The 21,671-nt window shown below is 40.7% G+C and carries 16 protein-coding genes; 6 read left to right on the top strand and 10 right to left on the bottom strand.

The window, feature by feature from the left end; translation table 11 throughout:
* Positions 1-125 precede the first annotated feature (125 nt).
* The 8 genes from ES711_RS14835 to ES711_RS14800 all read right to left on the bottom strand — a co-directional run bounded on the left by ES711_RS14835 (position 126) and on the right by ES711_RS14800 (position 9,397).
* A complete protein-coding gene (locus tag ES711_RS14835) occupies positions 126-986 on the bottom strand; it encodes an ABC transporter permease (protein WP_146894089.1) in 861 nt (286 codons plus the stop codon).
* A gap of 63 nt (positions 987-1,049) precedes the next feature.
* Positions 1,050-1,970 (bottom strand): NAD-dependent epimerase/dehydratase family protein, encoded by a 921-nt coding sequence (locus ES711_RS14830; RefSeq protein WP_146894088.1) that lies wholly within the window; start codon positions 1,968-1,970, stop codon positions 1,050-1,052.
* Positions 1,971-2,794: 824 nt separating this feature from the next.
* Positions 2,795-3,112, bottom strand: a complete 318-nt coding sequence (locus tag ES711_RS14825) for a GIY-YIG nuclease family protein (RefSeq protein ID WP_146894087.1) — start codon at positions 3,110-3,112, stop codon at positions 2,795-2,797.
* A 123-nt stretch (positions 3,113-3,235) separates the two neighbouring features.
* Entirely contained in the window at positions 3,236-4,216 is a 981-nt protein-coding gene (locus ES711_RS14820) for an SDR family oxidoreductase (RefSeq protein WP_146894120.1), read from the bottom strand.
* 3 nt (positions 4,217-4,219) lie between these two features.
* Complete coding sequence (locus ES711_RS14815) at positions 4,220-5,512, bottom strand: nucleotide sugar dehydrogenase (protein ID WP_146894086.1); 1,293 nt, start codon at positions 5,510-5,512, stop codon at positions 4,220-4,222.
* A complete protein-coding gene (locus tag ES711_RS14810) occupies positions 5,512-6,102 on the bottom strand; it encodes a sugar transferase (RefSeq protein ID WP_146894085.1) in 591 nt (196 codons plus the stop codon). The genes ES711_RS14815 and ES711_RS14810 overlap by 1 nt, the downstream gene beginning before the upstream one ends.
* Before the next feature lie 10 nt (positions 6,103-6,112).
* Positions 6,113-8,596: an exopolysaccharide transport family protein gene (locus tag ES711_RS14805; RefSeq protein WP_146894084.1), complete on the bottom strand. Its 2,484-nt coding sequence runs from the start codon at positions 8,594-8,596 to the stop codon at positions 6,113-6,115.
* Between the two features lie 9 nt (positions 8,597-8,605).
* Positions 8,606-9,397, bottom strand: a complete 792-nt coding sequence (locus tag ES711_RS14800; RefSeq protein WP_146894083.1) for a polysaccharide biosynthesis/export family protein — start codon at positions 9,395-9,397, stop codon at positions 8,606-8,608.
* Positions 9,398-10,439: 1,042 nt separating this feature from the next.
* On the opposite strand from ES711_RS14800, the gene ES711_RS14795 reads away from it, so the two are divergent.
* From ES711_RS14795 to secA, 6 genes are all read left to right on the top strand, one after another.
* Positions 10,440-12,299 (top strand): ABC-F family ATP-binding cassette domain-containing protein, encoded by a 1,860-nt coding sequence (locus ES711_RS14795; protein ID WP_146894082.1) that lies wholly within the window; start codon positions 10,440-10,442, stop codon positions 12,297-12,299.
* An 880-nt stretch (positions 12,300-13,179) separates the two neighbouring features.
* On the top strand, positions 13,180-13,950 hold the full coding sequence (locus tag ES711_RS14790; protein WP_146894081.1) for an O-methyltransferase: 771 nt from the start codon (positions 13,180-13,182) through the stop codon (positions 13,948-13,950).
* Positions 13,951-14,047: 97 nt separating this feature from the next.
* Entirely contained in the window at positions 14,048-14,731 is a 684-nt protein-coding gene (locus ES711_RS14785; RefSeq protein WP_146894080.1) for an ABC transporter ATP-binding protein, read from the top strand.
* Positions 14,732-15,072: 341 nt separating this feature from the next.
* On the top strand, positions 15,073-15,648 hold the full coding sequence (locus ES711_RS14780) for a cob(I)yrinic acid a,c-diamide adenosyltransferase (protein ID WP_146894079.1): 576 nt from the start codon (positions 15,073-15,075) through the stop codon (positions 15,646-15,648).
* A 388-nt stretch (positions 15,649-16,036) separates the two neighbouring features.
* Positions 16,037-16,258: a DUF2795 domain-containing protein gene (locus ES711_RS14775; protein ID WP_010177336.1), complete on the top strand. Its 222-nt coding sequence runs from the start codon at positions 16,037-16,039 to the stop codon at positions 16,256-16,258.
* 174 nt (positions 16,259-16,432) lie between these two features.
* Positions 16,433-19,792 (top strand): preprotein translocase subunit SecA, encoded by a 3,360-nt coding sequence (secA, locus tag ES711_RS14770; RefSeq protein WP_146894078.1) that lies wholly within the window; start codon positions 16,433-16,435, stop codon positions 19,790-19,792.
* On the opposite strand, the gene ES711_RS14765 is transcribed toward secA, so the two are convergent.
* Entirely contained in the window at positions 19,793-20,134 is a 342-nt protein-coding gene (locus ES711_RS14765; RefSeq protein WP_146894077.1) for a hypothetical protein, read from the bottom strand.
* A gap of 62 nt (positions 20,135-20,196) precedes the next feature.
* On the bottom strand, positions 20,197-21,402 hold the full coding sequence (locus tag ES711_RS14760) for a C40 family peptidase (protein WP_146894076.1): 1,206 nt from the start codon (positions 21,400-21,402) through the stop codon (positions 20,197-20,199).
* Positions 21,403-21,671 lie beyond the last annotated feature (269 nt).

Here is a 21,671-nt window from a genome sequence, read left to right as displayed (position 1 = left end):
TCATACTAACAAACCAACTCGATTATCCCGATTTTCTCTATTCTCTTATCTCTAGTCTCATGTCTCTTCTCTCTTTTTTCTTTTCCCATTTCATCATTTTTCAACTTCAGTTTCAATTTCAACTTCTAAACCGTGTCTATAAACGTTTTCTCCGTCTTGTTAAATATAACTAATCCTATTAAAAACAACACGATGCTAATCACTAAAGTATATCCAAAGCCAAACCAACTGAACGCTCCCGTATTCAAAAGCATCACTCTAAAGCCTTCTATAATTTGGGTCAAGGGATTGTATTCGACAAGGAGGGCTACAGTACTCGGAAATTTGGCTTTTGCCTCACTTACCGGATAAGGAACCGCTGATATGTACATCAATAACTGCACGCCAAACCCCACCAATACGGTTAAATCTCTATACTTGGTGGTCATGGAGGAAATGATCATGCCCAAGCCCAAGCCCAATAAAGCCATCATAACAATGTACACGGGGAGTAAAAAAATATGGCTGTTAAAGCCAAAAGTCTGCCCATGAAAAGCGTAATAAATGTAAAACCCGATAAAAATACCCAACTGAATTCCAAACTTTAAAAGGTTGGAGATGGTCACGGACAAGGGCATAATGACTCTTGGAAAATACACTTTCCCAAATATACCCTGATTAGAGGTAAAGGTGCTGGAGGTTCCGGTGAGGCATTCCCTAAAATAGTTCCATGCTGTGATGCCTGCCAAGTTAAATAAAAACGGTGGCACACCATTGGTGGAAATCTGTCCGAGGTTATTGAAAATCAGGGTGAAAATGACTGCCGTAAACAAAGGCTGAATGATATACCATAAAGGCCCTAAAATGGTTTGCTTATAGACCGTAACTATATCCCTTTTTACAAAAAGAATCAGCAAATCTCTATAGCGCCAAATTTCCTTAAAATTAAGGTCAATGAGTTTATGTTTAGAAGAAATGGTATATAACCATTGATCTTGTGGTATCATAAAATGAAAACGGTTTATGGAGCTAATATAAAAGAAATTATAGCGTTAGAGTCAAAATTCGGATTAGGACTTATAAAAATTGACCATTAAACGCAAACCTTTATCTAAAGGCGTTAATTCCCTATTCAACACGAGTTTCATTTTTGTGACATCCGGGCACCTGCGGCGCATATCGCCTTCGGCCAAAGCTGGTAAGTGTATAATTTGAGATTTGGATCCCGTAACTTCTATAATTTTCTGCGCGAGCTCCAAAACACTGATCTCTTTGTCGTTACCTACATTTATAACCGTATTTTCACCTTCTTGCTGAAGGGTTTTAATACAGGTATCAATGGTGTCATTTATATAACAGAAGGATCTGGTCTGCAGCCCGTCACCATAGATCTTTATAGGCTGGTTATTTAAAGCTGCCCTTAAAAACTTAGGGATTACAAAATCCTCACTTTGCTGTGGTCCGTAAGTATTAAAGAAACGAAAAATGGTATAGGGCAAACCATATTCTTTTTGATAAGTCCTAAAAAAGGCTTCACCTACATTTTTTACAATGGCATAGGGCAACCGCGAATTTAATGGCGTTGTATTTTCATTTTGTGGAATTTCAAAAGGCTCTCCGTACACTTCTGAAGAACTGGAGTAAAACACCCTTTTAACATGGGATTCATTTGATAGGGTCAACACATTTTTAATTCCTTCGATATCCTCTAACACAGCAATGGGATCTTCTAAAGTCCGCTGAACGCCGACCACCGCTGCAAAGTGGAATACATAATCAAACTCAAACCGTTTGAAAACTGCCTGAATATCCGCGTAAACGTTTACATTGGTCTTAATAAAGGAAATATTGGATCTTTTTGGAAGTTTGGACAGATGTCCAGTAGACAGGTTATCAACCACAACAATATGATGCTGCTCTAATTCCGATAATCTGGAGGTTAGAGTACTTCCGATATTGCCAGCTCCGCCTGTAATTAAAATAGTTGTCATAAGATAAATTAAGTCTTCATACAAAGGCTTTACATTCCCTAAAGAAGTTGTGAATTAGAAGAACAAAATACCGTGATCTCTTTGTTTGTATCAAGAGTGAGCGAAGATAAAAAAAATTAAGAGGAGTATGGGTTTAAGAGCGTCGAAAATAATTTTAAGGACCCTATTAAATTGTGAAGGGTTAAGTTTTTTTAAAATCTTCCTTTGTATCCCACACCAATATTTCGGTTGGGTTACATGGTGAAATTTTGAACCGTTTGGTTAGGCCACTTGATGTTTGTTTTGATGTCTGGATTTGGATAAGTAGTTTGATCTTTCCCTCTGTATAGAGCTTCTGGGATTGATTTTGAGATTGCCGCGTCGCTGCGCTCCTCGCAATGACACCGGAATGGGTGTGCGCGCCTCGCGATAACATTCACACTACGTCAGTGCGAGGAGTGACAGGGGAGTGACGCATACGTATCGTCATTGCGAGGAGCGACGGAGGAGCGATGTGGCAATCTTTAGGTTGTGAGCTCCTAATCATGAGATTGCCGCGGTCGTACCTCCCTCGCAATGACGCTCGGGTTGGGGTGTGCTCCTCGCAATGACCCCTGCACCACGTCATTGCGAGGAGCGACGGAGGAGCGACGCCTACGTATCGTCATTGCGAGGAGCGACGGAGGAGCGACGCCTATGTACCGTCATTGCGAGGAGCGACGGAGGAGCGACGTGGCAATCTTTAGGTTGTGAGCTCCTAATCATGAGATTGCCGCGGTCGTACCTCCCTCGCAATGACGCTCGGGTTGGGGTGCGCTCCTCGCAATGACCCTGGAATGGAGAAATTATTCTAACTCACCATCCCCAAACTCAGCTCTAACCACATCATATAAATCAACCCATTCTGGATTTATACTATCAATCAACGCTATCTTCTTTGCTCGGCTTCCTGCCTTTAATTGTTTTTCCCGTCCTATGGCATCGCCGATCATTTGGAAGGCTTCATAATACACCAATTTGTCGAGATTATAACGCGCGGTAAATGATTTAGGATAGTATTTATCTTTGTGTTGCCTAATACGATTGACAATATTTGAAGTGACCCCGATATATAAGGTGGTGTGGTTCTTATTGGTGAGGATGTAGACGAAACTAGGTTTCATAATGAATAGAATAATAGCATTAATTGATGAGATTGCCGCGTCGCTACGCTTCTCGCATTGACCCCTGAAGGGTGTGTGCTCCTGGCAATGACGCCTGAAGGGCGTGTGCTCCTCGCAATGCCACTATTTATTAAAAGCGTCCCAAGTAATTTTTAACCCTTCGCGTACCGTATACCTTGGTTGGTAGCCTAATAAATTTTGAGCTTTTGAAATATCCGCCAAAGAATCGCGGACGTCACCTTGGCGTTCTGGACCGTATTCTGGCTCGAGCTCAGAGTGAGCAGCTGTTTTAAGTGAATCCCATAAATAATTGATGTCGATCCGCTCGCCACAGGCCACATTATACACCGTATTACCCGCATTCTTTGGCGCAAACATGCCTTTGATATTGGCCTGAATAACGTTATCTATAAAGGTGAAATCTCTCGTCTGTCCGCCATCACCATTTATGTGTGGTGCCACATTGTCTTTTAAGGCTTGCATAAATAGTGGAATCACCGCGGCATAGGCCCCATTGGGACTTTGTTTGGGTCCGAATACGTTAAAATACCGAAACCCAATCACATCCGTACCGTAAGTCTTCCCAAAGACATCAGCATACAGTTCGTTGACATATTTGGTCACCGCGTAAGGCGATAAAGGCTTGCCAATGATGTCTTCTACTTTAGGCAAGGAAGGACTATCACCATAAGTAGAACTGGAAGCCGCATACACCATACGCTTCACTTTTGGATTATCTTTTACGGCAATCATCATATTTAAAAAACCGGAGACGTTGACGTCGTTGGTGGTGGCCGGATCATTGATAGATCGTGGTACCGAGCCTAATGCCGCTTGATGTGAAACGAAGTCCATATCTTTTACGGCCTGATGGCAGGTTTCCACGTCTCTGATATCGCCCTCCACCAATTCAAAGGCGGGATGATCATTAAATTCCTGAAGATTTTCACGGTACCCATTCGAAAAATTGTCAAGGACCCTGACTTTTTTAGCGCCATGCTGCAGTAAATACTGAACCAAATTAGATCCAATAAATCCTGCGCCTCCAGTCACTAAAAAGCTGTATTCTGATAAATCTTCGGTATGGTGTGGGTGCGTGTACATCATCTATAATCTGCCGTCTACGGATTCTTTTGGTAATAAGGATTTCACATCAAAAATAACCCCAGTTTCAGACTTCAAGTTTTGAATGTCCAAATTCAAAAATTTGTCGTGAGACACGGCTAGTACAATGGCTTCATATTTAGAGGCCAACTTGGTATCTGTACAGATCAAATTTACACCATATTCATGCATCACTTCTTCTGCCGAAGCCCAAGGATCATACACCTCAACCTCTACATCATAACTTTCAAATTCCTTGACGATATCAATTACTCTAGAGTTTCTAATATCAGGACAGTTTTCCTTAAATGTGATTCCTAAAACTAACACTTTAGACCCCTTAATACGCGCCCCTTTTTTGATCATCATTTTAACCGTCTCCTGCGCGACGTAACCACCCATACTGTCATTCATCTTACGGCCAGCCAATATAATTTCAGGATTATAACCTGATTCAATAGCTTTTTGCGCTAGATAATACGGATCGACCCCAATACAATGTCCACCCACTAAACCTGGCGACATTTTGATGAAGTTCCATTTGGTGCCTGCAGCTTCCAAAACAGCTTTCGTGTCAATATCCAACAGTCTAAAGATTTTAGACAATTCATTGACAAAGGCAATATTAATATCACGTTGGGAATTTTCAATAACTTTTGCGGCTTCCGCCACCTTAATAGATGGTGCCATGTGCGTACCAGCCGTAATAATCGTTTTATATAGATTATCAACTTTTATGGCAATTTCTGGCGTAGAACCTGAAGTTACTTTTAGGATCTGAGTAACAGTATGCACTTTATCTCCCGGATTGATGCGCTCTGGCGAATAACCCGCGAAGAAATCGACGTTAAATTTAAGTCCTGAAACCTCCTCTAAAATAGGGACGCAGATGTCCTCAGTAACGCCTGGATAAACCGTTGATTCGTAAATGACGATAGCACCTTTTTTTAATACTTTGCCAATAGTTTCACTCGCTTTTACCAATGGCGTAAAGATGGGCTTGTTTAAAGCGTCTGTTGGCGTGGGAACAGTGACGATATAATAATCCGAATCTTCAATGTCCGCTAAATTATTAGAGACCAATAAGCCGGTTTGTGTAGAGGTTTCTTTAACCAATATGGATTGAAGCAGGTCATTCTCTACTTCTAATGTTCTATCTATACCTTGGTTTAGTTCATCAATTCTTTTTTGATTGATATCAAAACCGACTACGAGAAACTTTTTTGCAAATTCTACTGCCAAAGGCAATCCTACATAGCCTAAGCCAATCACAGTAATTTTTGTTTGTGTCGTCATTATGAGTTTTTTAGTGATTTTAAAAGAATGTGCAAATCTAAAGAAAAACTATAATTTTTCACGTATCTTTTATTGATTTCAACCTTATCTTTCCATATAACCGTTCTATTGTAATGTTCTGGGTTACTCTGCTGGGCTAAAATCAGCTCTTCGTTTTTATATTTAAGGGTGGCAGAACCTGTGATGCCCGGCTTAACCTCTAAGATGATCCGATCTTCACCTTCCAGCACGTCTGCAAATCCGGGCAAATCCGGTCGTGGCCCCACAAAACTCATCTCCCCCTTCAGCACATTAAAAAGCTGTGGCAGTTCGTCCAATTTATAACGGCGTATAAAACTCCCAAAGGCGGACGTATGATAATCCATATGTCCTAAACGGTGGACGCCCTGCCTCAAACTCCTGATTTTGTATATTTTAAATGGCTTGCCCCACTGTCCTATCCGTGTTTGTAAAAACAGTCCGCTTAAGCCAGTATCATAACGGGCTAGCACGATTAATAGGCAAATAGGCAGGAGGAGCACTGGTGTTAATAAAACAGCTAAAAGAATATCGAAACCACGCTTGAGACGTGCTTGGGGGCGGCTGATCAAAAGTGAATGCTTAAGTATTGGTTTGGATGAATTTCTTAAAGCGTTTTAGTAGGGTGCGTCTGCTGCTACTCTCGTGATAAGCATTGCCATAAACCCCATAGCCGTAGCCATAACCGTAGCCGTAGCCGTAACCATAACCGTAATTGTGGTTGGTTTTATGTTTGTAGAAGTTCAGGACAAAACTGATATTCTTAACTTCTCCCATCTTATGCTTGGCATTAATTAAGGCCAACATCCCTTTTTTAGTATAGTCTAAACGCACCATAAACAAGGTAGCATCCGCATATTGCGTCAACTCTAAGGCATCAGTCACCAATCCTAAGGGCGGTGTGTCCAACACAATCATGTCATAATGTTGGCGCGCATATTCCATCAGCTCCTTTAGCCTATGCCCCATTAATAATTCTGAGGGATTAGGTGGCACGGGTCCTGACGGAATCACATCAAGATTCTCAATAAAGGAAGTATACTTAACCTCATCAAATGAACTTTCGCCAATCAAATAATTCACCACGCCTTTTTCATTGGTGATTTGGAAATCCCCAAAGATTTTGGGTTTTCTCAAATCCAGTCCCAACAATAAGGTTTTTTTGCCCGTTAAAGCATATGCCGTGGCGATGTTTATGGAACAGAAAGTTTTCCCTTCACCACTCACCGAAGAGGTGATCATGATGGTCCTACCTTTGCCCACTTCCTTGTCTTGCTTCTTATAAATAAATTGCAAACTGGAACGGATGGCTCGAAAGGATTCTGAAACAGCCGATTTGGGCTTTTCAAAAACCACCAAGTTATTTTTATAATTGTATTTACCAATAAGTCCTATAATAGGAATTGTAGACAGACGTTCCACCTCATCCGACCCATGAATGGTATTGTCTAAAAGAAAAATGACAAAAATTAAAAACATCGGGATAAAAAATCCCAGCATTAAGGCCATCATATAATTGAGGTTCTTATTAGGACCTATGCGCCCACCACCAATATCTTTAGCCTCATCAATCGTACTGATATCAGACACGTTTGCTGCTTTTACAATGGCCGCTTCACCGCGTTTGGTCAAATAGATATTATAAGCCTCTTGGCTGATATCCATCTTGCGTTGAATTTTTAAATATTCCTGCTGATCTTCCGGTAAATTGCCTAATTGCCCTTCAAATCGGGCAATGTTATTGTTGATATTATTTAAATTGAGGCCTATGGTCCGCTTGGTATTCCCGACGGTTTCCAGAAGCACATTTTTTTCGGCATCAATCTGCCGGTCGATATCCTTAAAAATAAGATTGCCTTCCTTAACCGTATATTCCTTGGTTTGACGTTCAATGGCCAGCGCCGTAATTTTTGCCACACTCGATAAAATATTACCTTCATTGATGCCCACTGAGGTTGGCGCTGCAATTTTGGTGTAATCGGTTTTGGTACGCAAATAGGTTTCTAGTGAATTGAGGTAATTTAATTTGGTGCGTTCTTCTTCCCTGTTTAAATCGAGTGCTTTCAGTTTTTCAGATACAATGGCCATTTCTTCAGTGACATCAAACAGTTTGTTTTGCTTTCGGAAGCTGTTCATTTCTTCAGTGACATCCTTCAAATTGTCATTAACCGCATTTAAACTGCTGTCGATAAATTTGATGGTATTGGTAGCATACAAATTTTTACGTTGAAGCTCTGTCTTACTTAAAATGGAGGTGGTAGCATTCAAATAATCCACGATTTTAGCCTTATTGCTTCCCGCCAGGGACAAGGACAGGACGGAGGATGAACTTCCGGAGTAGGGCGCAATCATCACCCCACCTTGATATTGACTGACCACAGCATCAAAATTAAGAAATCGCACATAAAAATGCGTCTCTGGCACCAGAGTCGCGCCCGGACGCTGGGTGATTTTCCCGTTAAAGAATGGCAGATTGATGGGCTCTCCAAAACTGTAGGTTTTTGAAAACTCGCCTACTTTAAAATTGGCAGGGAATTTATCCTTATCGGTATAGCGCTGCACCGTAAAGCCGCTCGATTCAAAATCGATAACCATCTGAAATTTAGAATCGCTTATAATTCTAATCTGAATAGGTTTGTTGAGGATTTGCCCTTTCGCTTTATCGATTGCCACTACAAATGGGGCATTTTTATAAATATCTTCCATCCGGTACTTGCCTTGTTGCAAATACTGAACATAGTATTGGAGTGAATCTACCACAAGCTCATTGTGGGTACGGGTTTTTACCGTCGTGAGAACTTTCCCTACTTTCCCTGAAACCCCACCCCAGTTAAAAGAGATGCTGGTATTGGCGGTAAAAAACGGATTTTGATCACTTTCTACGGAAATCAGAGAACTCAATTTATAGATACTTTCCTTCCTAACGTTAATCAGATAAGCCACGATTAAAGCGAACGCCACACTGAGCACGACAAACTTCCAAAGATTAAGCACTTTAAACAAATAGCCCCGAAAGTCAAAATAAGTACCTCTTGGTTCTGAAAAGTCGTTTTCGTAGTCTTCCATAAGGTATGCCTATCTTGTAATTAGTAAAATGGTGGTAGTGACCAAACCTAAAACCGTAATAAAGGTACCTAAAGTTTCCCTACCTGTAATTCCAGTGCCCCAAGTTTTTTGCTTCAGGGGTTTGACATAAATCATATCATTGGGCTGAATGTAGTAATAAGGCGATTGCATTACGTTTAGATCTGTAAGGTCGAGGTGATGAATTTCCTGCCCTTGTGGATATTGCCGAATTATCATTACGTCTTTTCGATCGCCAGTAACCGGGATTTCGCCAACATTGGCTACGGCTTGAAAGATGTTCACACGCTCCTGAAATAGAATCTGGGAACCCGGAGACCCAACTTCTCCCATGGCAGTATAGCGTAGTCCTGATAATTTTACGGTTATAAAAATATTAGCCGTTTCCTTAAATTGTTCTTCTAATAGTCGTGCTTTAATCTCTTCCTCAATCTCCGTTGTGGTATATCCCAGCACCGTAATCATGCCCAACTCAGGCACCCTGATCTTCCCATGATTATCAACCGTAAAACCATCAAAATAGGCCCGTTCTGACGCGCTTGCATTAAGATTTCCTTCCCCTATCGGATTAAAAATACTCACATTATCCTGATCCAATACTTTAATCCGAATGTTTAAAATATCATTGATCTGAACCCGATACGGCGTTTGTTGCGCAATCATTACCTGCAAGCTATCTGTAGCAGTATTTTTATTCTGAAGATACACAATGTCTTTATGCGGAATACAGGATGTTAAAAAGAGGATCAAAAGCCCTCCAAGAACCACTAAATTATGTTTCATAAACAACGTTATGTATTTCAACAAATATAAGTTATCACTAACAATATCAAAACAAATCTTCTTTTTTTCGGTCAAACGCCTGCAGCCTTCAATCTCTATATTCCTTGTTCAGCGTTTCTCAGTATTCAGTTTTCAGTATTCAGTTGGCAGTATTCAGTATTCAGTATTCAGTAATCAGTATTCAGTCTACAGTTGGCAGTCTTCAGTTGGCAGTCTTCAGTTGGCAGTCTTCAGTTGGCAGTCTTCAGTTGGCAGTCTTCAGTATTCAGTATTCAGTATTCAGTATTCAGTTGGCAGTATTCAATCTACCGTTCTACGTTACAAGTTCAAAATTTCCCGTCTTCAGTCTTCCGTCTCTCGTCCTGATTCTTGATTCTTGATTCTTTTTCTCTCTCTCTGTTCTCATTTCTCAGTATTCAGTTTTCAGTCTTCAGTTGGCTGTCTTTAATCTTCAGTGCCATGTGACATGTTCAAAATTTTCCGTCTTCAGTCTTCCCTCTCCCGTCCTGATTCTTGATTCTTGATTCTTTTTCTCTATTCTCAGTCTTCAGTACTCAGTACTCAGTTGGCAGTCTTCAGTTGGCAGTATTCAGTATTCAGTATTCAGTTGGCTGTCTTCAATCTTCAGTGCTATGTGACATGTTCAAAATTTCCCGTCTTCAGTATTCCCTCTCCCGTCCTGATTCTTGATTCTTGATTCTTTTTCTCTATTCTCAGTCTTCAGTTGGCAGTATTCAGTTGGCAGTCTTCAGTTGGCAGTATTCAATCTACCTCTACGTTACAAGCTCAAAATTTCCCGTCTTCAGTCTTCCGACTCCCGTCTCCCGTCCTGATTCTTGATTCTTTATTCTTTTTTCTCTATTCTTTTTTCTCTGTTCTCTGTTCTCTGTTCTCTGTTCTTAATACTTAATACTTAATTCTAAATACTAAATACTAATCACAGAGCACACCCACCACCATCTTACCCCACTCAATTCTTTATTCCTCACCCCCTATGCAGTATTCTTGTACATATTCCCGTTATTTGTAAAAAAATTAGACTTTGAATTATTTAACTGTTGAATCCATCTCAAAAACTTATGGCGATGCTCCGCTATTTGAAGACCTTTCCTTTAGCATCCATAAGGATGATAAAATTGCTTTTGTGGCAAAAAATGGAAGTGGCAAAACCTCCATCCTTAATATTCTTGCGGGATTGGACCAGCCTGACAATGGCCAAGTGGTGATTAGAAAAGGCTTACGCTTGTCATTTTTATCACAATCGCCTCAATTTGAAGATGAACTTACGATTGAAGACACCATTTTTAAATCGGATTTACCCATTTTAAAAGTCATAGAGAGTTATGAAAAGGCGCTATTAAATTTAGATGATGCTGATGCTTATCAAAAAGCATTTGAAGGGATGGACCGTCATAATGCATGGGAATTTGAATTGCGATTTAAACAAATTTTATCGCAGCTAAAGTTGGACGACCTCACTCAAAAAATCAAAACCCTATCCGGAGGTCAGAAAAAACGTTTAGCCTTAGCAACAGCACTTATCAATAATCCTGATCTTTTGGTTTTGGATGAGCCTACCAACCACCTCGATTTAGAGATGATTGAATGGTTGGAGCAGTACTTTGCCAAAGCACAGATGACCTTGTTTATGGTAACGCACGATAGGTATTTCCTAGAGCGTGTGTGTAATGAAATCATCGAACTGGACCACGGCAAACTCTTTACGTATAAAGGAAATTACTCCTATTACCTAGAACAAAAGGAAGCCCGTATTACAAATGAAACGGTAGAGACCGGAAAAGCCAAACAATTGTTTAAAAAGGAATTGGACTGGATGCGACGTCAACCGAAAGCCCGAACTACAAAATCTAAATCGAGAATTGACGATTTTCAAGACATTAAAGCCAAAGCGAACCAACGCCGCAACGACCACAAAATTCAGTTAGAAATTAACATGGCGCGTTTGGGCAGTAAAATTGTAGAATTTCATAAAGTATCCAAGTCGTTTAAAGACAAAGTCATTTTAGACGGATTTGAATATGTGTTTAAAACAGGCGAACGCATTGGCATTATCGGTAAGAACGGCACCGGAAAATCGACTTTTTTAAATATGCTGACCCAAACCATCACGCCCGATTCTGGAAAGGTGGTTATTGGCGATACCGTAAAATTTGGATATTATACCCAAAACGGAATCAAAATTAAGGAAGGCCAGAAAGTCATTGACGTCATCAAAGAGTTTGGGGAATTTATTCCGCTTACCAAAGGACGTCAAATTAGTGCCTCCCAACTTCTGGAAAAGTTTTTGTTTGATCGAAAAAAGCAGTATGATTTTGTAGAGAAATTGAGTGGTGGTGAACAAAAGCGTTTGTATTTATGTACGGTACTGATTCAGAATCCGAACTTCCTAATTCTGGATGAGCCTACCAACGATTTAGATATTGTCACCTTAAATGTCTTGGAAGATTTCCTCTTGGATTTCCCAGGCTGTTTGTTAGTGGTGTCTCACGACAGGTACTTTATGGACAAGATTGTCGATCATTTATTTGTATTTAGAGGGAATGGTGAGGTTGAAGATTTCCCTGGGAATTATTCTGACTACCGCGATTATGAAGCGTCGACCCCTTATGTTGAACCTGTAAAGGTTGAAGCGGCACCTACCGACCAAAAAAAGAATAATGCGGAGAAATTATCCTACAATGAACAAAAGGAACTGAAATCCTTGAACAGTAAAATAAGAGCACTCGAATTGGATAAAAAAGCCTTTGAAGCCAAATTTCTCGACCCCTCATTGTCTCAAGATAAGATTAATAAGCTGTCAGATGATTTACAAAAAATAATCGATGATATTGCGGTTAAAGAAGCACGTTGGTTTGAATTGTCAGAGAAGTTGGAGTCTTAGACGTCATTATTGATGTGGAGAAGAGGATGAAGAGAAAATAGAAGATAGAAAAGAGAGGCAAAATGTTGGAGCCAAGAGCCAAGAATCAGGACAACAGACTATAAACCTTATTAAGATTCTGCGTAAATCTGTAAAATCAGCGTTATCTGCGTTCTTTTCAAATAACAAAGGTTACACAAGAGAGAAGAGAACATAGAAAAGAGAGAAGAGAGCCAAGAGCCAAGAGCCAAGATACAGGACGACAGACTGTAAACCTTAATAAGATTCTGCGTAAATCAGTAAATTCAGCGTTATCTGCGTTCTTTTCAAATAACAAAGGTTACACAAGAGAGAAGAGAACATAGAAAAGAGAGAAGAGAGCCAAGAGCCAAGATTCAGGACGACGGACTGTAAAATTGAACTTTATATTTATTAGAAAATATCGGCGTCAATCCATAAAATCAATGTCATCAGCGTTCTTTAAACTGAATACTGAGAACTGAAGACTGCCAACTGAAGACTGAGAGCTGGAGACTAGAGCCAAGATTCAGGACGACAGACTATGAAACGTCTGTGCCAATCCATAAAATCAGTGTCCTCAGCGTTCTTTTAAAATTGAGATAATAGAGAAGAGAACATAGAATAGAGAGACATGACGTTGGTGCCAAGAGCCAAGATTCAGGACGACAGAAGATATACATCAAGAAGATTCTGCGCCAATCCATTAATTCAGCGTCATCAGCGTTTTTTTGAATACTGAATACTCAATACTGAATACCGAATACTGGATACTGAGGACTGAAGACTGAAAACTGCCAACTGCCAACTGAGAACTGCCAACTGAAAACTGCCAACTGAAAACGGAATCAACTATAAAAACAAAACCCCTTACACACTCACCGTGCACCAACTGCAAGCGTATCTAAAATTCCTTTTACAATCAAGTAACCAACACGGAGTGCATTCGCCTTTTGTGTACAATTTGATTACAAAGTGTTTTTATGACCCATCACAGCATGCTGCCTATAGCAATATTGAAGCCTACCGCAACACGCTGCTTAAAAATACCGATCAAATTCAGATAACCGATTTCGGCTCGGGCTCCAAAGTTTTTAAAACCAATACACGTCGGGTCAATGCTATTGCAAAAACTTCCGGCACTAATCTTAAAAATGCTAAGTTGCTTTACCGTTTGGTCCGGTATTTTAAAGCAAGAACTATTTTAGAATTAGGCACCAACCTCGGCATCGGCACCCAAGCTATGGCGCTGGCCAATCCGAACACTAACATCATCAGCATTGAAGGCTGTCCACAATTGTCCAAGTTCGCCAGTCAAAACTTCTCGAGCCAAAAGCTGTCTAATATTGACTGCATCCAAGGTCAGTTTGAAGATAGTATTCAGCGTTTGCCACAGCCAGCATGGGATTTAATTTTCTTCGATGGCCACCATTCCAAAAAGGCTACCCTAAAGTATTTCGAGATGTTAGTACCTACCGCCCACAATGATTCGGTATTCATATTTGACGATATTTACTGGTCTAAAGGCATGACAGAAGCTTGGACCATCATCAAAAACCACCCTAAAGTCACGGTTACGGTGGATACCTATAATTGGGGCTTGGTCTTTTTTAGAAAAGAACAATTAAAAGAACATTTTAAAATTAGAGTGTAACATCTTACGCCGTTACACGTCATATGAATCGTAAATCATTTATTTTGCAGCTGCAAACGTCGCGATTGTCATAAGCATTTAATCAGGAAACCACCACATGGATAACGTCATTCACATCAGAAATATCGTCAGAAACTTTCAATTAGGCTCAGAAACAGTCTATGTTTTAAAAGACATCGATTTAGATATTGAACGTGGCGATTATGTGGCCATTATGGGACCTTCAGGCTCTGGGAAATCGACTCTGATGAATCTTTTGGGCTGTTTGGACACTCCTACTTCAGGCACCTATATCCTGAACAATCAGGATGTCAGCAAACTCAGTGATGATGAATTGGCAGAAATAAGAAATAAAGAAATCGGTTTTGTATTTCAAACTTTTAATTTATTGCCTAGAACTACCGCTTTGGACAATGTTGCTTTACCCATGATTTACGCCGGCGCCTCTAAAGCTGACCGTGAGGCGCGTGCAACGCAAGTCCTGACCGAAGTTGGCCTGGCCGATCGTGTGCATCACAAGCCAAACGAACTATCAGGAGGTCAACGTCAGCGTGTGGCGGTAGGCCGCGCCTTGGTGAACAAACCCTCCATCATTCTCGCCGATGAACCGACAGGAAACTTAGATTCTAAAACCTCTTTAGAGATTTTACATCTGTTTGATGACATTCACAAAGCGGGCAATACGGTTATTGTCGTAACCCACGAGGAAGACGTGGCCGCACGCGCCTCCCGCATTATCCGTTTACGCGATGGCGTGATTGAAAGTGATTTGAGGAATTAGTTCAGTGGGCAGTTTTCAGTCTTCAGTTGGCAGTATTCAGTTGGCAGTTTTCAGTCTTCAGTTGGCAGTATTCAGTAGGCAGTTGGCAGTAGGCAGTTTTCAGTATTCAGTTGGCAGTCCTCAGTTAGCAGTATTCAGTTTTCAGCTGGCAGGTTCCAGTCCTCTCTTAAAACTCAAACCTGAAACCTCTAACCTGAAACTTAAAACCTCAAACCTACCACCTACAACCTCACTCCCCGCCTTTTCAAAAATTTCATCCCGCCATTCGTGGTAAATATTTTCAATCTATTGTATCTTCGTAATTCACACCCTACGCGCTTTGCGTCTTTAAATTAACTAGTATGAAAATCTATACCAAAACCGGTGATAAAGGCACCACCGCCCTTTTTGGAGGCACTAGAGTCCCTAAACACCATATTCGGATTGAAAGTTATGGAACTGTCGATGAACTTAATAGCCATCTGGGTTTAATCAGAGACCAAAACATTGATCAGCACTACAAAGACATCCTGATGATCATTCAAGACCGCTTGTTTACCGTTGGCTCTACTTTAGCGACAGATCCGGCAAAAGCCATCCTCAAAAGCGGAAAGGAACGTTTAAATATCCCTAAAATTTCAGTGGGCGACATCAAGCGGTTGGAAGAGGAAATTGACAACATGAACAACGCCTTGCCAGAAATGACACATTTTGTATTGCCGGGTGGCCATCAAACGGTGTCATTCTGTCATATAGCCCGTACCGTCTGCCGTAGAGCGGAACGTTTAGCGTCAGCGCTGAATGACTTAGAACCATTTCAACCGGAAGCCTTGACCTATTTAAACCGTTTATCGGACTACCTATTTGTGTTGGCACGGAAGTTGTCTCATGACTTGAATGCCGAAGAAATTCAATGGATTCCTCAGAAAGAATCCTAGGCTAAATTTGGCTTTCCCATTTTTTTTGATTATATATTGATAGTCATAGTGTCCGATAAAAATAAATAATAATTTAACAAACTCATTTTAAGCAAGCGACATTAGAAGATTTCCGAAATGAGACCTTGCTTTTTAGAAACTATTATTACCGAGAGCGGTGGTGTAATTTTAATTTAAATGATCGTTGTTTGTCAGTTAATTGCAAGCAAATCTTTATTCTTTATTCTAAGAGCGCTGAGGTCTTGATTCTTTATCGGACCACAATGATTGATAGTTAAGAAATGCTGTAAAATTGAGACGTTCTTTGTATTATGATTAAATAATTCATTTTTTCCTTGTTTCTTACCACAAAAAAATTATTTTTGCAAAAATTTAAATTGAATAACACATGTATTGGACATTAGAATTAGCATCCTATTTAAGCGATGCGCCTTGGCCAGCCACTAAAGACGAATTAATTGACTACGCGATCCGTACTGGTGCGCCTTTAGAAGTGGTGGAAAATTTACAAGCAATTGAAGATGAAGGTGACTCTTACGACTCAATTGAAGAAATCTGGTCAGATTATCCAACCGATGAAGACTACCTCTGGAACGAGGACGAATATTAAATAAATCAGAAAAATTAGTTAAAAAGTCTCCATAAGAGACTTTTTTTGTGCGCTATTTTTTAATAAGCCTAGCACAAACCGTATCTTTGTGAGCCTTATACAGCAAATAAAAGTATACAAACACATTTATATTAATCTACACGGCGCCCGTCGGCGTGTAAACACTAAAACCGTATGAGTTTTTTAGATTCCGTATTGAAGGTTTTTGTTGGTGATAAATCCAAACAGGATGTCAAAGCCATCACGCCTATAGTAGATCAAGTCAAAACCTTTGAAAAAGCATTAGAAGCCTTGTCTCACGACGAATTGAGGGCGAAAACGGCTTATTTCAGAACCAAAATAGCAGAAGCACGTCAGCCTTTTAACGATAGCATTGATAAACTTCAAAAAGACGCTGAAGCCACTGAAGATATTGACGAACGCGAAGATATCTATCAAGAAATTGACCGCATTAAAGACGATATTTATAAAGCTACAGAAGCAGTACTCAACGACATTCTTCCGGAAGCTTTTGGTGTGGTTAAGGAAACGGCCAAACGCTTTGTGCACAACACGGCCATCACCGTTACCGCCAGCACTTTTGATCGTGAGATCTCAGGTAGTAAAGCGTATGTCACTCTAGAAGATGACAAAGCTATTTGGGCAAATTCTTGGGATGCCGCCGGGAAACCGATTACTTGGGACATGATTCATTATGATGTGCAATTGATTGGTGGTGTCGCTTTGCACCAAGGTAAAATTGCAGAGATGCATACGGGTGAAGGGAAAACGCTTGTAGCGTCACTTCCAATGTACCTTAACGCCCTTGCTGGTAATGGGGTGCACTTGGTAACTGTGAATGATTACTTGGCAAAGCGTGATAGCGCTTGGATGGCGCCATTGTTCGAATTTCACGGCATGAGCGTGGATTGTATTGACTACCATCAACCTAATTCTGCTGCTCGTAAAAAAGCTTATTTGGCCGACATTACGTATGGTACCAATAACGAATTCGGTTTTGATTACCTGCGTGATAATATGGCGCACTCACCTGACGATTTAGTACAGCGGCCGCACCATTTCGCAATTGTGGATGAGGTGGATTCCGTGTTGGTGGATGATGCACGTACCCCGTTAATTATATCCGGACCTGTTCCTCAAGGCGATCGTCATGAGTTTACAGAATTAAAACCCAAAGTGGATAGTATTGCTGCAGTACAGCGTCAGTATCTGACCCACGTGCTGTCAGATGCTAAAAAGCTGATTGCGGAAGGCGATACAAAAGAAGGTGGTTTTCAACTCTTACGTGTGTATAGAGGTATCCCTAAAAACAAAGCCTTAATCAAGTTTTTAAGTGAGGAAGGCATCAAACAACTTCTTCAAAAAACAGAAAATCAATACATGCAGGACAACAACCGCGAGATGCCTAAGGTAGATGCGGAATTGTACTATGTGATTGACGAAAAAAATAATCAAGTTGAATTAACGGATAAAGGTGTAGAATTCCTATCAGGTGATGATGATCCAAACTTCTTTGTGATGCCAGAAATTGGGATGGAAATCTCAAAAATTGAAGCACAACAACTTTCTAAGGAAGAAGAGGCGGATGCTAAAGAAGAGTTGTTCAGAGATTTCGGAATCAAGTCAGAACGCATCCATACGTTAAGCCAATTATTAAAGGCTTATGCCCTATTTGAAAAAGATATTCAATATGTGGTCATTGACAATAAAGTAATGATCGTTGATGAGCAAACGGGTCGTATCATGGACGGCCGTCGTTATAGCGATGGGTTGCACCAGGCTATTGAAGCAAAAGAGAATGTGAAAATTGAAGCGGTCACTCAAACTTTTGCAACGGTAACCCTCCAAAATTACTTCAGGATGTACCGCAAACTAGCGGGGATGACCGGTACTGCGGTTACGGAAGCTGGGGAGTTTTGGGAAATATATAAATTAGATGTGGTTGAAATTCCAACCAACCGACCAATTGCGCGTGATGACCGCGATGATTTAGTGTACAAAACTAAACGTGAAAAATATAACGCGGTGATTGACGAAGTGACCAAACTTTCTGAGGAAGGCCGTCCGGTGTTGATCGGGACCACTTCTGTTGAAATTAGTGAGTTGTTGGGTAAAATGTTAACGCTTCGTAAAGTGCCGCATAACGTACTGAACGCAAAACTGCATAAAAAAGAGGCTGATATTGTCGCAGAAGCGGGACAGCCAGGTCAGGTTACCATTGCCACCAACATGGCGGGTCGTGGTACGGATATCAAATTGAGCAACGAGGTTAAGAAAGCTGGTGGTTTGGCCATTGTAGGTACAGAACGCCATGATTCAAGACGTGTTGACCGTCAGTTACGTGGTCGTGCCGGACGTCAGGGAGATCCAGGAAGTTCACAGTTTTATGTGTCATTAGAGGATAACCTTATGCGTCTTTTTGGTAGTGAGCGTATTGCCAAGATGATGGACAGAATGGGCTTGGAGGAAGGTGAAGTGATTCAGCACTCTATGATTTCTAAATCTATTGAACGTGCACAGAAGAAAGTTGAGGAAAACAACTTCGGTGTTCGTAAGCGTTTGCTGGAATATGATGATGTGATGAACGCACAACGTGAAGTTATTTACAAGCGTCGCCGTCATGCATTACATGGGGAACGTTTACGTGTGGATTTGGCAAATATGATTTTTGATACTTCAGAAGGCATCACCCAAACCAACAAAGCGGCCAACGATTTCAAGAATTTTGAGTTTGAATTGATCCGTTATTTCTCCATGAGTTCTCCAATTACGGAGGCAGAATTTGGTAAACTCTCTGAACAGGACATTGCAGGTCGTATTTACAAGGCCGCGTTTAATCACTACAAAGATAAAATGCAGCGTAATGCGGACATGGCATTCCCTGTGATTCAGAATGTTTACGAAACCCAACGCGATAAGTTTAAGCGCATTGTAGTGCCGTTTACGGATGGTGTGAAGAGTATTCAGGTGGTTACTGATCTTGAAAAAGCTTACACCACCAACGGGAAGCAATTGATCAATGACTTTGAGAAAAACATAACCCTTGCCATTGTTGATGACGCTTGGAAAACCCATTTACGTAAAATGGACGAGTTGAAACAATCGGTTCAGTTGGCGGTACACGAGCAAAAGGATCCGTTATTGATCTATAAGTTTGAAGCGTTTGAATTGTTTAAAGTGATGATTGACCAAGTGAATAAAGATGTAATTTCATTCTTGTTCAAAGGCGAATTGCCATCAGAAACTACAGACACCATTCAGGAAGCACGTGATAAACGTTCTAAAGAAAAATTAGAGACCACCAAAGAGGAAATCCCTAATTTGGACGAACGTTCAGCGCAAAGCAGAGCGGCCGGCAACACCTCGCCACAACGTCAAGAAGTGGTAGAAACTATTGTTCGCGACAAGCCAAAGATTGGTCGTAATGACAAAGTGACCATCAAGAATGTGATGAGTGGCGAAAACAAAACGTTGAAGTACAAACAAGCAGAACCTTTATTAATGAAAGGCGACTGGGTTATTACTGAAGGATAATTAATTTCTGCGAAAGCGGAGATTCCAAAATAAAAAAATCCTGACCTCATTTGAAGTCAGGATTTTTTGTTTACTAGCTGTCCCGACTTTTAAACTTTCCTGTTTTCTTAATTCCGAAAGGCCTTTGTTGGTGTTTCCCACCAACAAGTCTTTCACCTTCACGGATGTTTTCCAAGCCCTTGTTGGTGTTTTCCACCAACAAGTTTTTTCAGGCCCTTGTTGGTGTTTTCCACCAACAAGTCTTTCACCTTCAAGGCTGTTCTCTCCGCCCTTGTCGGGGTACTTCGCCCTTGTTGGTGTTTTCCACCAACAAGATTCAAAGCGCTTGTTGGTGTTTTCCACGTCCTTGTTGAAGTTCGGACGCCCTTGTTGGTGTTTTCCACCAACAAGAATATACTTAAAACCTACTGAGCAGCAGCTTCAAAAACGTTAGTCTGGGTCAAATCAATCACCTCCCCGATCTCGCTATTCACCACACGTTTTGTACGCAAATATCTATTGAGGTTATAGGCATCAAAATTGGCGGCATTTTTATCCACGCTATTAATTTTTACTCGTCCAGCAGAATGAATAAACTCGTTATTACCAATCCACATCCCTACATGAATCACGCGTTCAGAAGACGTTTCTGTGGCTTTTTTTCCAAAAAACAACAAATCGCCAGGTTGCAGGTTTTCAAAATTCTGATGGTCGTCAATTAAATCGCCAGTATGAATTTGCTGGGAGGCATCTCTAGGTAAAATAAGTCCATTTAAGAAGAAGATGGTTTTTGTGAATCCGCTACAATCCACACCTTTAGGCGAGGTACCTCCCCATAAATAAGGTAAGCCCATCAAGCGTTTTGAAGTGGCTACCAAATTTTCGTTGGATGGATTGGTGCGTGCTAACCAAGATGCGTAAAGTTCAGCTTCTGGTTTATTAATATAGGCAAATCGTTGGTCTGGATACACCACTTTATAAAAGTCGCCAGTTTCATCTACCAATTCAAAAATACCTCCGGCAACAATATCAGAAACGACTTGAGAACTTCTAGACGGTTCAGAATAACTACTGCCAGTTATATTGGTATAGATGAGTTTTGTAGTGGTTTTCCATCGGTCAAATTCCGTCTGATTGATGTCTTGAACACCGCCACTATCTACCCAAGCCAAATATTTATCTGGCGTTTGAATCAAGGTCCAACTATCTTCTTTTTTTAAGATGTTTACAGGCGTCCCTAAAGTTGCTTGAGTAGCTAATTCTGCCGAATGTGCAGGGCGACTTCTTAAATTCGCTACTGAAATGGTCACCAAACCAAGAGTCTTACCGCCCAAATCGGAAGCGGGCAACATTTGGATTTCGTCTGTATAGGAAATGTTTGCTGCCGTCAAATTACGTTTTAGGGCGGCAACGGCATCTGGTAAATTACTTTCACCTTTTAAAACATAGGTTTTTCCGTTTTTCTCAGCATTCACAGAAAAAAGCGCCACTCTTTTATCCGGAGCAAACTCGTTTTTTACAGTTTCAATTTCTTTGGATAAAGGTACTCGTTGTTCAACCCTAGTGGCACAACTCATAACGACCGTTAATGCGAACATCAACACACCAATTTTGGAGAATTTTCTTATCATTTTAATTCATTTTTTAAAAGACAGCAAATTATAAAATAATTCCTGATTTGCTAAGTTTAAGTTCTGTAGATTTTTAGTTTGAAGTTAACAGCGCTGAAAAGTCTTAGCTCACAATGCATGCCGAAACGGTTAGTTTAGAAAAATTATAGATCTACTTTAGACCATTCGATCAAAACCAATCAGTTGAAACCTAAGGGCTTTAAAAACGACCACCCCTCTATTCTCTACCACCGCGAAAGTATTTTCTTGCTAATGTTTTCCAAGCCAAT

The organism is Gelidibacter salicanalis (assembly GCF_007997285.1).
Classification (GTDB): domain Bacteria; phylum Bacteroidota; class Bacteroidia; order Flavobacteriales; family Flavobacteriaceae; genus Gelidibacter; species Gelidibacter salicanalis.
The sequence above is the reverse complement of the archived record's forward strand: the minus strand, read 5'-3'. Positions and strand labels throughout refer to the sequence as shown.

What these genes read in the sequence shown, in the direction of transcription:
- ES711_RS14835 (WP_146894089.1), bottom strand. Translation starts at nt 986, where the DNA reads ATGATACCACAAGATCAATGGTTATATACCATTTCTTCTAAACATAAA.
- ES711_RS14830 (WP_146894088.1), bottom strand. Translation starts at nt 1,970, where the DNA reads ATGACAACTATTTTAATTACAGGCGGAGCTGGCAATATCGGAAGTACT.
- ES711_RS14825 (WP_146894087.1), bottom strand. Translation starts at nt 3,112, where the DNA reads ATGAAACCTAGTTTCGTCTACATCCTCACCAATAAGAACCACACCACC.
- ES711_RS14820 (WP_146894120.1), bottom strand. Translation starts at nt 4,216, where the DNA reads ATGTACACGCACCCACACCATACCGAAGATTTATCAGAATACAGCTTT.
- ES711_RS14815 (WP_146894086.1), bottom strand. Translation starts at nt 5,512, where the DNA reads ATGACGACACAAACAAAAATTACTGTGATTGGCTTAGGCTATGTAGGA.
- ES711_RS14805 (WP_146894084.1), bottom strand. Translation starts at nt 8,596, where the DNA reads ATGGAAGACTACGAAAACGACTTTTCAGAACCAAGAGGTACTTATTTT.
- ES711_RS14800 (WP_146894083.1), bottom strand. Translation starts at nt 9,397, where the DNA reads ATGAAACATAATTTAGTGGTTCTTGGAGGGCTTTTGATCCTCTTTTTA.
- ES711_RS14785 (WP_146894080.1), top strand. Translation starts at nt 14,048, where the DNA reads ATGGATAACGTCATTCACATCAGAAATATCGTCAGAAACTTTCAATTA.
- ES711_RS14780 (WP_146894079.1), top strand. Translation starts at nt 15,073, where the DNA reads ATGAAAATCTATACCAAAACCGGTGATAAAGGCACCACCGCCCTTTTT.
- ES711_RS14775 (WP_010177336.1), top strand. Translation starts at nt 16,037, where the DNA reads ATGTATTGGACATTAGAATTAGCATCCTATTTAAGCGATGCGCCTTGG.
- secA (WP_146894078.1), top strand. Translation starts at nt 16,433, where the DNA reads ATGAGTTTTTTAGATTCCGTATTGAAGGTTTTTGTTGGTGATAAATCC.
- ES711_RS14760 (WP_146894076.1), bottom strand. Translation starts at nt 21,402, where the DNA reads ATGATAAGAAAATTCTCCAAAATTGGTGTGTTGATGTTCGCATTAACG.